Below are 11412 nucleotides of genomic sequence, written 5' to 3'. Positions count from 1 at the left end.
ATAGGTTTTCCACGATCGCGGAGACGGATACGATCGGGACCGCGCGTCTCGCCGCTATCGCTGCCTTGGCGGACCTGCCTGTCGTTGATTCTGGATAAGAAATCATGGCTGCGCTCACTGTCGGGCCGCCACGTAAGCGCTTACGATACGGAGGAATCCATTTTCGACAAGGAGGAAGATGAAGAATGAACCAACACGCAGAGGCTCTCGGCGGACGGCAGGCACGGACGCGCAGGTGGAAACAGGCGATCGCCCTCCTGATGGCGGCGCTGCTCCTGCTGCTCGCTCCGGCCTGGGAAAGCGCCGGGAGCAGCGCCATCGGCGGCAAGGCGGCGGCTGCGCCGGCCTTCGCCAAAGGAGCCGACATCAGCTGGGTCGCCGCCATGGAGGCGCAGGGCTACAAATGGAAGGACAAGAACGGCACGACGCGGGACATTTTCAATATTCTCAAGAACGACTACGGCCTGAACTCCGCCCGCATCCGCGTCTGGGTCAATCCGAACATGAGCGACTACGGCAACGGCTACCTGAACGCCGAGAAGGCGGCGGAGCTGGCGGCGCGGGCGAAGGAACAAGGCATGAGCGTCATGCTGTCGCTTCATTACAGCGACTCCTGGGCCGACCCGGGCAAGCAGACCAAGCCCTACGCCTGGCAGAGCTTCACCTTCACCCAGCTCATGGACGCGGTCTGGTCGCATACCGTCTACGTCATGAACGCGATGAAGGCGAAGGGCGTCACGCCCGACTGGGTGCAGATCGGCAACGAGACGAACGACGGCATGCTGTGGCAGGACGGCCGCGCTTCCGTCAACATGAAGAATTACGCCTGGCTCGTCAACACGGGCAACAATGCGGTCAAGAGCATCTTTCCGTCGACCAAGACGATCGTGCATCTCGCCAACGGCTACGACAACGCGCTGTTCGTCTGGAACATCGGCGGGCTGATCGCGAACGGCGCGACGTTCGACATCATCGGCATGTCGCTCTATCCATCGGTCTCCGACTGGCAGACGAAGGTGACGCAGACTATCGCCAACGCCAATGACATGATCGCCCGCTACGGCAAAAGCGTCATGATCTCCGAGATCGGCCTGGACTACAATCAGCCGGCCGCGTCCAAGAGCTTCATCGCCGACATCAAGACGAAGATCCGCAACATCTCCGGCGGCAAAGGCCTCGGCGTGTTCTACTGGGAGCCGCAGTCGACACCGGGCTACAACGGCGGCTACAACAAGGGCGCCTGGCAGGCCGACGGCAAGCCGACGATCGCGCTCGACGGGTTCTTGAACTAGCGCCGCTGGGCGCGTGGAGTTGCAGCGAGATCAAATTCGGGCTCACCGCCTTCGCGGGCCCTTCCCGTCGCCGCAATCCGATTGAATCCGGTCGCGCGAACGGGCTGCGACAGCTCCGTCGCGGAGCGCAGGACGAGCCTTCAACGTAAAAACCGCCGCTTCCCGAATCGGGAAGCGGCGGTTCTTTTTGTCGAAGGAGGCTTCAGCTCGGCTGACCGGCGTAAAGACGGTCGCGCATCGCCTTGACATCGTCGCTCTCGAGGTACTCCTCGTACGTCATGAGGCGGTCGATGACTCCCCCTGGCGTAATCTCGATGATGCGGTTGGCGATCGTCTGCACGAACTGATGGTCATGCGACGTGAACAGCACGGTGCAGTCCGTGTCGATCAAGCCGTTGTTGAGCGCGGTGATGGACTCGAGGTCCAAGTGGTTGGTCGGTTCGTCCATGATGAGCACGTTCGCGCCGGACAGCATCATCTTGGACAGCATGCAGCGGACCTTCTCGCCGCCGGAGAGCACGCTCGCCTTCTTGAGCGCTTCGTCGCCGGAGAACAGCATCCGTCCGAGGAAGCCGCGGATGAACGATTCGTCCTGGTCCTTGGAGTACTGGCGCAGCCAGTCGACGAGGTTCATCTCCACGCCCTCGAAGTAGGCGGAGTTGTCCTTGGGGAAGTAGCCCTGGATCGTCGTAATGCCCCATTGGTACGTGCCGGCATCGGCCTCGGACTCGCCCGTGATGATCTGGAACAGAGCCGTCTTGGGCAGCGTGTTCGGGCCGACGAAGGCGATCTTGTCGCCCTTGTTGACCGTGAGCGTGAAGTTGTTCAGCAGCTGCTCTCCGTCGACGGCCTTGGAGATGCCCTCGATCAGCAGGATCTGCTTGCCTGCCTCGCGCTCGCCCTTGAAGTTGATGAACGGGTACTTGCGGCTCGAAGGACGGATGTCGTCGAGCGTGATCTTGTCGAGCATCTTTTTCCGGCTCGTCGCCTGCTTGGACTTGGACTTGTTGGCGCTGAAGCGCTGGATGAACGCCTGCAGCTCCTTGACCTTGTCCTCCTTCTTCTTGTTGGCGTCGCGCTGGAGCGCGAGCGCCAGCTGGCTGGACTCGTACCAGAAGTCGTAGTTGCCGACGTACATCTGGACCTTGCCGAAGTCGATGTCCGCGATGTGCGTGCACACCTGGTTCAGGAAGTGGCGATCGTGGCTGACAACGACGACGGTGCCTTCGTAGGTGGACAGGAACTTCTCCAGCCATTCGATCGACTGCATATCCAAGTGGTTGGTAGGCTCGTCAAGCAGCAGGATGTTCGGCGTGCCGAACAGCGCCTGCGCCAGCAGGACGCGGATCTTCGCGTTGCCGTCGAGATCCTTCATGAGCTTGTCGTGCAGGTCCGGCGTGATGCCGAGGCCGTTCAGCATCTCGGCTGCCTCGGACTCCGCTTCCCAGCCATTCATGTCGGCGAACTCCGCCTCGAGCTCGCCCGCGCGCATGCCGTCCTCGTCGGTGAAGTCCGACTTGGCGTACAGCGTGTTCTTTTCGTTCATGACGTCGTAGAGCTTCTTGTGGCCCATGATGACGGTCATGAGAACAGGCACTTCGTCATATTCGAAATGGTTCTGCTTGAGCACGGCCATGCGCTCGCCCGGCGTGATGTGGACCTCGCCCGTGTTGGGCTCGATCTCGCCGGAGAGAATCTTCAGGAACGTGGACTTGCCCGCTCCGTTCGCCCCGATCAGGCCGTAGCAGTTGCCGGGGGTGAACTTGATGTTGACGTCTTCAAAAAGCGCCCGCTTGCCGTAGCGAAGCGATATGCCGCTGGTGCTGATCATGTGTGGAAATCCCGTCCTTCATCTATGGATTTAGGCGGAGGACCGCCTTGCATCATCGTCTCGGGCAGGGATCGGATCGGCCTCGGCCCCGCATTCCCTGCAAAAAAACAGACTTCCTTCAGTATAGCATAAGATGCAGGATCGTGGGAAACGAGGGGGGCGGGGTCTACCCATAGTGAAGAAAGACAAATCAGCCGTGACCCCGAAACAAGCTCCAGCCCTGTTCCGTCATTTTGTAAGAGTGGATACGTGACTCTCCTTTGCTATCTGGGGCTACCCATCCCTTTTCGAGCATGCGACGAATAATCTTCCTTACCGTCTCATTCTTCAACCCCAGCCAAATCTGCGCATCTCGTTGGCGAAAGGATTGTCCCTGGGCTGCCAGCCGCAACATCTCCCTTTCTTGAATCGATAAAGCCTGGATCGCTTTTGTTCCCTTCCCAAAACGGCCCAGCAGTTCAAAGACCGTCCTTCGGCAAAGCTCTCCTTTCTTCTCCAGTTCGTCCCAACTGAAGGGCAGATAGCGATAGCCGAACATCGCCATCGTTCTTACCCGCTGCCTCTCCAACGCAAATCGTTCTCTTGTCAAAAGCTCTCCGTGCGGCACGAATCCATCGCATTCAAATACGGTTTGGAGCGGCTCGTAAAAGAGATCGGCATAGTAGCTATAGCCGGTAGGGCTTTTGAACTCATACTCTAAATGGAACCCTTCCAAGGAACGGAAAACGGGGAGAATAGCGGTTTCAAGCAGCTTGATCGTTCCGTGCAGCTCTCTTTCCAGCATTTCCAAACGCTGGCCCTTGGCCTGTTTACGTTCCTTTTCCATAAAGGTTTGAATTCTAGGATCAGTCATAGCGGCTCCTCCTTCATTTCTTCCAAATAAAAAAGCCGCTTGCCCGAAGGGCAAACGGCGTGTGCTTCACGCTGGTTCCAGAGATATATTTAAAATTTACAATATTAAACCAGGTCTGTGCAATAGTATTTTCAACGATTCAATTTAAGCCTGCTCCACGGCCTACTCCAAGTCCAGTAACTCGATTTATTCGACTTAAAGCCTGCTCCACGACCTACTTGAACCCCAGTAACTCGATTTATTCGACTTAATGCTTGCTCCACGACCTACTTGAACCCCAGTAACTCGATTTATTCGACTTAACGCCTGCTCCACGACCTACTTGAACCCCAGTAACTCGATTTATTCGACTTAACGCCTGCTCCACGACCTACTTGAACCCCAGTAACTCGATTTATTCGACTTAACGCCTGCTCCACGGCCTACTTGAACCCCAGTAACTCGATTTATTCGACTTAATGCTTGCTCCACGACCTACTCCAGGTCCAGTAACTCGCATGTTCGAGCCTGCGTCCAGCCCTCTATATCGCCGGCATCACGTTGCCGCCGTTCACCGGGAGGTAGGCGCCGGTGATGAACGAGGCGAGGTCCGAGGCGAGGAAAGCGACCGCATGGGCGATCTCCTGGTCCGTGCCGCGGCGGCGCAAGGGGACGGTGCTCTCGTAGCCTTCGCTGCGCTCGGTGCCGTTCTCGCGGTCGCGCTCGCTGATCGTCCAGCCCGGAGCGACCTGGTTGACGGTGATGCCGTCCGCTCCGACTTCCTTGGCGAGCACGCGGTAGACGCCGTCCATGCCGCGCTTGCCCGCGACATAGGCCGACTGCGTCGGAAAGTTCTGCATCGCGCACTCCGTGTTGATGCCGATCATCCTGCCCCAGCCGCCTTGCTTCATCGCGGGGACGAAGGCTTTGGCCAGATGCACGCTCTGCAGCACGCACGACTCGAACTGGCTGACATAATCCTCCACCGGCTGCTCCAGCACGGACGTCCAGCCGTACTGGACGACCGCGTTGGCGACGACGATGTCGACCGGCCTCATGCCGGAGGCGACGGCGGCGGCGCGCATCGCCTGCACGGAGTCCAGCTTCGTGACATCCGCTTGGGCGATCATGATGCTGCGTCCGAGAGCGGCCAGCTCGGCGTGCAGCTCTTTCGCCTTGGCCTCGTTGCCGTGATAGTGCAGCACGATGTCGGCTCCCGCCTGCGCCAGCGTGCGGGCGATGACTCGCCCGAGCTGGCCCGTCGATCCGGTCACGAGCGCGACATGGCCCGACAAGTCGAGCCGGATGCCGCCCGCTTCGGCTGCTCCGCCGGCTCCCGTCAGCGGCTCGTATGGGGCGCTCATTGCCCGGCCCCCTCTCTTGGGGCGGTCGCCCCGTCCAGATCGAAGTCGATCTCGAGGAAGCGGCTCACTTCCTTCTGCCACCGCTCCTCCACGAACGACACATGCGCCGGATGGGCGTTGTACGCCTCGTAGTCGGCCCGGCTGTCGAATTCCATGCTGAAGCCGAGGCGGTAGTCGTTTTTCGCGCTCGTCTGGCGGAAGGCTCCGAATGCCCGAACGACCGGAATCGAGGTCAGGATGCGCTCCCCGTCCCTCAGAAACGCCGTCTCCTCGACCGAGCCCTCTTCACGCGCCAAATCAAAGATCACCATATGCCGAATCCGGCCTTGCCGCTGCTCCATTGCCCTGTCCCCTCTCCGTTTGCCTAGACTCAACGCTGGTTTGAAAAGCAAAAGGCGGCGGCTCCATAGCCGCCGCCTGTCATGCCGCGCTTGCTTTCGGAACGGACGGACCTGCATCCGATCCGGCTGCGCCTGGCGCGCATGCCGGAGGGACGCGCCAGCGTCCGCCCGGCAGAGCCGTCCCATCGCCGCCTAGGCTGGCACGCCAGGGGCGCTCTCGCGTCCGCGCATGCTCTGGGCGAGCACTCGCCCCTCGGCCGCCGTGGGACGCTCTCGCGACCGCTCCGGGCGCGCACTCGCCCCTCATCGCCGTGGGACGCTCTCGCGACCGCTCCGGCGAGCACCGCTCCTCATCGCCGTGGGACGCTTTCGCGTCAGGTCCAGCTCAGCTTGACTTCGCTGCCCGTGCGGGACGATTCATAGATCGCGTCGAGGACGCGGTTGACGGTGTAGCCGGTCAGAGCCGAGCTGATCGGCTCGCGTCCGGTCTGCACGCATTCGATGAAATGGCGGAACATGAGCACGCGGTCCTCTTCGCCCTCGAGCGGAGCGATATCCTGCTCGACCACGCCTTGCTCGTCGTGGGTGACGTAAGTGCCCGTGCTGCCGGAGTAGCTCGCGCCGCCTTCCGTGCCCATCAGATGGATGAACGGGTTCTCGCCCATCCCGGCGCTATGCGCCGCCCAGCTCACTTCGAGCGTGAGCGTCGCGCCGTTGTCCATCTTGATGAGGGCCGTCGCCAGATCCTCGACGTCATAGTAGCCGTCCCAGTTGGGCGTGCCCCAGTTGCCGATGCCCTTGCGCTGCGGGCCGAACTCGGCGTAGGTCGTGCCGAAGACGCTGACCGGGCGCGGGTTGCCCATCATGTAAAGCGACAGGTCGAGCATATGCACGCCGATATCGATCAGTGGGCCGCCGCCGGCCATGTCCTTGCGCGTGAACCAGGAGCCCCAGCCGGGAATGCCCTTCTTGCGCCACCAGCCGGTCTTGGCGTTGTAGATACGGCCGAGCTTGCCGCCGTCGATCATGTCCTTGATCGCGCGGCTGAGGCCGAGGAAGCGCATCTGGTGCGCGACCATGAGCGTCTTGCCCGAGGCAAGCTTCGCGTCGAGAATGGCGCGCGCGTCCGGCAGGCTGATCGCCATCGGCTTTTCGAGCAGCACATGCTTGCCCTGACGGAGCGCCTCGATCGCCAGGCCGGCGTGAAACTGGTTGGGCACGCAGATGACGACGGCGTCGATGCCTGCGTCCTCGAGCAGATGCTGCGGGCTCTCGTGCACGGTCGGGATGCCGTGCTCGTCAGCACGCTGCTGCGCCAGCGGCAGGAACGCGTCGGTCACGGCCGCGACCGTCGCTTCCGGGATGTTCTTGATCGTATCCATATGCACGTTGCCGATCGCGCCGGCGCCGATGATGCCGATGCGGAGCGGGGAATGGGTCATGGTAGCTGAGTCCTCCTGTCGATTGAACAAATCGCCTTCAGTATACCACTCTGCGCCTAGGCATTCGAGGCTGCGTTGTGGCGCGTCCTTGTGCGATCTTGGCGTCAACCGTTCATCCGCCAGGTCTCCCCGTGCGGAAGCAGCACGATGCGGTCCGCCTCCAGCCCCGCCTGACGGCGGGCGTTCTCGAGCCGCTCCAGCGCCTCCTGCGGCGTGTCGTCGGCGAGCTTGAACGCGCCGTAGTGCATCGGCACGAACAGCCGCGCCCGCGTGTCGCGGAACGCCTGCAGCGCCTGCTCCGGCGTCGTATGCTGCGGCCCCATGAACTCCTCCGGATCGTACGCGCCGATCGGCAGCATCGCCACATCGATGCGGAACTTGCGGCCGATGTCGGCGAAGCCGCGGAAATAGCCGCTGTCTCCCGCGAAATAGACCGTCGGGTACAGGCCCGCCCGAGGCCGCTCGGCATCCGGATGGAAGGGATCGAACGGCCCGGGGTCGGCTGCGGGAGCGCCGTCGCCGGCTGATCCGTCCTCCGAGCCTGCGGGCGCGCCGGCATCATGCGGCCGCGGCGGATGCGAGCTGGCGCCGCCGAGCGTGCCTTCGCCCGGCTCGTGGTCGAGCCCGTGCTCCGGCTGAATCACCCAGCCGCCCCAGTGGGAGGCGTTCATGTCCCACGGATTGCGCCGGGTCCAATGCTGGCTCGGCACGAACGTCAGCTTGAGGCCGCGGAAGTGGAAGCTTTCCCACCAGTGCAGCTCATGCACGCGCGGAAAGCCCTTCGTCTTGAGCTTGGCCCCGAGGCCAGCCGGCACGAGAATCGTCTTGGAGCCGCCGAGGCGGCGCAGCGAAGCCATGTGCAGATGATCGTAATGAGAATGCGAGACAAGCACCAGATCGACCGGCGGCATCGCCTCGAGCGGCACGCCTGGCGGCGCCAGCCTGCGCTGGAACGCCATCTTGCCCGCCCAGACGGGGTCGGTGACGATGTTGACGCCCGCCAGCTGCAGCAGGAACGTCGAGTGGCCGATCCAGGTCATGGACGGCTTGCTGCGGTTATAATGAAGGAACTCCAGGTCCGGCGGACTGTTCGGGACGCAGAACGAATAGTCCCGGTCTTGCCGATTCCAGATTTTTTCCTGCCTCCAGCGCTTGAAGTGCTTGGATGTTTTTTGCGTCGAGACAGGATCCATGTTGCCGAATTTGGACTTGGCCATCTTGGTCACCCTTTCGCCGGCTGCGGAAAGTCGGTCGGTCAAGTTTCTGCCCCCTAAAGATACCGTTCGCGCAGGGCGAATGCAACGCAGTCGGCGCATCCGCGGCAGCCGCCGGACGGCGAGGCTTCCCGTTCGCGCGTCCGAATGGGCTTTCGCCGCTCCCGCTCCCCGCTGCCTGCCGGTTCGCATCGGTTCGCATCGCGCAGGCGAATGCGCTACACTAGGAGGACAGAGCTTGCTGTTTACTTACCCTGAGGCGGGAGGAACGAAAAATGAACTTGATCTCCATCGAACCGACTCCGAGTCCGAACTCGATGAAGCTGAACGTCGACGAGACGCTGCCCCGAGGGCATCGCCATACGTATGTGCCGGCCGAGCCGGATGCCGCGCCGGAGCCGCTGCGCAGCCTGCTCGCCATCGCGGGCGTGCGCAGCCTGTTCCGCACGGCGGACTTCATCGCGCTCGACCGCAAGCCGAGCGCCGACTGGGCCGCGATCCTCGCGGAAGCGAGGCGCATCCTGCAGGCGGAGGACGGCGGAGCCGCCGCCGCATCCGACCCGGCAAGCGGTTTCGGCGAGGCGCATGTGCTCGTCCAGATGTTCCGCGGCATCCCGATCCAGGTGCGCGTGCGCATGGGCGACGGCGAGACGCGCGCCGCGCTGCCGCAGGCGTTCACGGATGCGGTCACCCGCGCGGCCGGATCGTCGATGATCCGCGAGCGCAAGCTCGAGGAGTTCGGCGTGCGCTACGGCGATCCGGAAGAGATCGCCGCCGAGATCGTGCGCGAGCTCGAGGCATCCTATGCGGAGGAGCGGCTCGATGCGCTTGTGGAGGCGTCGCTGGCGGCCGGTCCGGGCGAGCAGTCCGCTGCCGCGCCAGCCGTGCGGCCCGCGCCGCTGACCGCCGCCGAAGCGGAGCCGCTGCTGGCCGCCGAGGACTGGCAGAGCCGCTACGCCGCGCTCGACCGGCTCGCCGTCGACGAATCCGCGCTGCCGCTGCTGGAGCGGGCGCTTGCCGACGACAACGCCAGCATCCGCCGTCTCGCCGTCGTGTATCTCGGCGACCTGCGGGAGCATCCGCAGGCGCTGCCGCTGCTCATCCAGGCGCTCGCCGACAAGTCGGCTTCGGTGCGCCGCACGGCCGGCGACACGCTGTCCGATCTCGGCGATCCCGCCGCGACTGGCGCGATGATAACCGCGCTCGGCGATCGCAACAAGCTCGTCCGCTGGCGGGCGGCGCGCTTCCTGTACGAGGTCGGCGACGACAGCGCGCTGGAGGCGCTGCAGCAGGCCGCCGAGGACAGCGAGTTCGAGATCCGGCTGCAGGCTCAAATGGCGCTCGAGCGCATCCAGCGCGGCGAGGAAGCCGCCGGCTCCGTCTGGCAGCAGATGACGGCGGCGCGCCGCCGGGAGACCGGCGAAGCCGAACGGAGCTGAGCCGACATGCTCCGGCTTGACGCGCACGAAGGCGATGAGGCGATGCGCGCCCTCGCTTCCGTCCTATCGAAAAGCGAAAAGGCGCGCGAGAAGCTGAAAAGAGGCTCCTCTTCGGAGGCCGCGATATCGCGCGAGATCAACGCCTATCGCATCGCGCTCGATCTGATTGCCAGAGCGCGGCAAGCCGAGCCTGCGCCTGACGCGGAGGCGCAGGCGGAACAAGCGTCGGCCGCCGGCCATACCAAGGCCGAGCTGGAAGACGCCCTGTCGGCGCTCCAGGCCGTCATCGCCAAGATCGAGAAGGCTCAGCCCCGGCTGAAGCCCGGCACTTCTTCGCATACGTTGACGGAACGGCGGCAAAAAGCGCTTCGCAGCGCAGTGGAGTGTTTGAACATGGAGCTGGAGCGATAAGCGCAAAAGGGGACGAAGCCGGGCATCTGTCCGGCTTCGTCCCCTTTTGGCGGTTCATGTCCCGGAGCTACCGGGCTTCCCCGAAGCTCGTCGGCGCTTCCGGGTACGGCTTCGTCCACTCATGGTCCTGGCGCATCTCCTCGTCCGACAGCAGATAGTATCGGCGGCTGACCTCGTCGCCGCGGTCCGGCAGCGGGTCATCCCAGGTCGTGTCCATGTGATGCCAGCGGCCGTCGATGCGCACCAGGTTCCAGGCGTGGTCGCCGGTATCGACCGTGCCTTCGACGATGCGGGTCTCGAGCCCTGCTTCGGTGAGCATGCGGTAGGCAAGCAGCGCATAGCCCTGGCATACCGCCGAGCGCAGCTCCAGCGCCTCGTAGGCGGTGTAGCGCGTGAGCGACTCGTCATAGCGCACATGGCGCACGATCCAGTCGTGAATCGCGCCTGCCTTCTGCTCGTCGCTCATGCCCGGCCGGATCAGCCCCGCGACGATCTCCTTGGAGCGGCGGGCGACCTCGGCGGTCTGCTCCGGCGTCTCGCGGTACTTGGCGGTCATCGTGATCGTCGACGTGCCGGAGACCGAGCGGATCTTGTAGGCGTACGATTTCAGCACATAGGCCGTGTAGTCGTCCTGGTAAAGGCCTTGCTGCACCAAGTCCGGCATCAGCTCGACAAGCTGCTCGTGGCCGCCCCGGAAGGTCAGCCTGAACTCGGGGCTGCGGCTGCGAAAGCCTTCGGCCAGGCCGCCCACCAGCTTGGCGCGGGCTTGATCCGCCGCGGACGATTCGCCGGCCGCGTTCGTCTGCGGCTCGGAGGCTGAAGCGGTCGCTCCGGCCGCAGCCACGCCGCCGGCGTCCGGGCTTTCCGATGAGGAGGCCGGCTGCGGCTGGGCAGTGGCTTCGCCGCCGGGCTTGCCGGCGATTCCAGCCCCCGCTGAGCCGTTGCTCGGCACGGCGACTTGGTCCGTGCCGCTTTCGGGCGGGGATTCGGTTCCGGCGGACGGGCCGCCGCTTGGCCCGGTCCCGTCCTCTGGGCTATTTCCGAGTCCGTCGGCACCGCTTCTCGGCTCCACCGCTGAGACCGCCGGCGCATCGGTGTCCGCCAAGCTGTCGGCCTGCGCCGGACTGCCGACTCTCGCCTCCACCACGTAGATCGATACCGCCAGCGACAGTGCCAGCAGCAGGTTCGCGATCCGGTGCTTCATCGTCCATCGCCTCCCGGTTGTGCGTCCGCATCATGTAACTAT

Annotated in this window: 10 protein-coding genes; 3 read left to right on the top strand and 7 right to left on the bottom strand. The window is 63.7% G+C overall.

From position 1 onward, the window contains the following. The first annotated feature begins 260 nt into the window (after window positions 1–260). Complete coding sequence (locus HGI30_RS05500; protein ID WP_168909746.1) at window positions 261–1292, top strand: glycoside hydrolase family 53 protein; 1032 nt, start codon at window positions 261–263, stop codon at window positions 1290–1292. 202 nt (window positions 1293–1494) lie between these two features. Here HGI30_RS05500 and HGI30_RS05495 read toward each other — a convergent pair whose 3' ends face one another. From HGI30_RS05495 to HGI30_RS05470, 6 genes are all read right to left on the bottom strand, one after another. Continuing rightward, window positions 1495–3123, bottom strand: coding sequence for an ABC-F family ATP-binding cassette domain-containing protein (locus tag HGI30_RS05495; protein ID WP_168906721.1), 1629 nt, complete (start codon window positions 3121–3123; stop codon window positions 1495–1497). Window positions 3124–3313: 190 nt separating this feature from the next. Next, window positions 3314–3976, bottom strand: coding sequence for a helix-turn-helix domain-containing protein (locus HGI30_RS05490; RefSeq protein ID WP_168906720.1), 663 nt, complete (start codon window positions 3974–3976; stop codon window positions 3314–3316). A gap of 521 nt (window positions 3977–4497) precedes the next feature. Next, a complete protein-coding gene (locus HGI30_RS05485) occupies window positions 4498–5319 on the bottom strand; it encodes an SDR family NAD(P)-dependent oxidoreductase (RefSeq protein WP_407945011.1) in 822 nt (273 codons plus the stop codon). Then, window positions 5316–5660 (bottom strand): Dabb family protein, encoded by a 345-nt coding sequence (locus HGI30_RS05480; protein ID WP_235680332.1) that lies wholly within the window; start codon window positions 5658–5660, stop codon window positions 5316–5318. The genes HGI30_RS05485 and HGI30_RS05480 overlap by 4 nt, the downstream gene beginning before the upstream one ends. Window positions 5661–6034: 374 nt before the next feature. Next, entirely contained in the window at window positions 6035–7102 is a 1068-nt protein-coding gene (locus HGI30_RS05475; RefSeq protein WP_168906719.1) for a Gfo/Idh/MocA family protein, read from the bottom strand. A gap of 104 nt (window positions 7103–7206) precedes the next feature. Next, window positions 7207–8361 (bottom strand): MBL fold metallo-hydrolase, encoded by a 1155-nt coding sequence (locus HGI30_RS05470; RefSeq protein WP_407945010.1) that lies wholly within the window; start codon window positions 8359–8361, stop codon window positions 7207–7209. A 230-nt stretch (window positions 8362–8591) separates the two neighbouring features. Here HGI30_RS05470 and HGI30_RS05465 point away from each other — a divergent pair, with 230 nt between their 5' ends. Further along, window positions 8592–9755 (top strand): virulence factor, encoded by a 1164-nt coding sequence (locus tag HGI30_RS05465; protein WP_168906718.1) that lies wholly within the window; start codon window positions 8592–8594, stop codon window positions 9753–9755. Between the two features lie 6 nt (window positions 9756–9761). Next, window positions 9762–10166, top strand: coding sequence for a hypothetical protein (locus HGI30_RS05460; protein WP_168905834.1), 405 nt, complete (start codon window positions 9762–9764; stop codon window positions 10164–10166). A gap of 67 nt (window positions 10167–10233) precedes the next feature. On the opposite strand, the gene HGI30_RS05455 is transcribed toward HGI30_RS05460, so the two are convergent. Continuing rightward, window positions 10234–11370: a transglutaminase domain-containing protein gene (locus tag HGI30_RS05455; RefSeq protein WP_168906717.1), complete on the bottom strand. Its 1137-nt coding sequence runs from the start codon at window positions 11368–11370 to the stop codon at window positions 10234–10236. Window positions 11371–11412 lie beyond the last annotated feature (42 nt).

Source organism: Paenibacillus albicereus, from assembly GCF_012676905.1.
Lineage (GTDB): Bacteria > Bacillota > Bacilli > Paenibacillales > Paenibacillaceae > Paenibacillus_O > Paenibacillus_O albicereus.
This window is presented reverse-complemented; position numbering and strand designations above follow the sequence as displayed.

Excerpts from the sequence above, each read along its gene's own strand:
- HGI30_RS05500 (WP_168909746.1), top strand. The coding sequence starts at position 261 with ATGGCGGCGCTGCTCCTGCTGCTCGCTCCGGCCTGGGAAAGCGCCGGG.
- HGI30_RS05495 (WP_168906721.1), bottom strand. The coding sequence starts at position 3,123 with ATGATCAGCACCAGCGGCATATCGCTTCGCTACGGCAAGCGGGCGCTT.
- HGI30_RS05490 (WP_168906720.1), bottom strand. The coding sequence starts at position 3,976 with ATGACTGATCCTAGAATTCAAACCTTTATGGAAAAGGAACGTAAACAG.
- HGI30_RS05485 (WP_407945011.1), bottom strand. The coding sequence starts at position 5,319 with ATGAGCGCCCCATACGAGCCGCTGACGGGAGCCGGCGGAGCAGCCGAA.
- HGI30_RS05480 (WP_235680332.1), bottom strand. The coding sequence starts at position 5,660 with ATGGAGCAGCGGCAAGGCCGGATTCGGCATATGGTGATCTTTGATTTG.
- HGI30_RS05475 (WP_168906719.1), bottom strand. The coding sequence starts at position 7,102 with ATGACCCATTCCCCGCTCCGCATCGGCATCATCGGCGCCGGCGCGATC.
- HGI30_RS05465 (WP_168906718.1), top strand. The coding sequence starts at position 8,592 with ATGAACTTGATCTCCATCGAACCGACTCCGAGTCCGAACTCGATGAAG.
- HGI30_RS05460 (WP_168905834.1), top strand. The coding sequence starts at position 9,762 with ATGCTCCGGCTTGACGCGCACGAAGGCGATGAGGCGATGCGCGCCCTC.
- HGI30_RS05455 (WP_168906717.1), bottom strand. The coding sequence starts at position 11,370 with ATGAAGCACCGGATCGCGAACCTGCTGCTGGCACTGTCGCTGGCGGTA.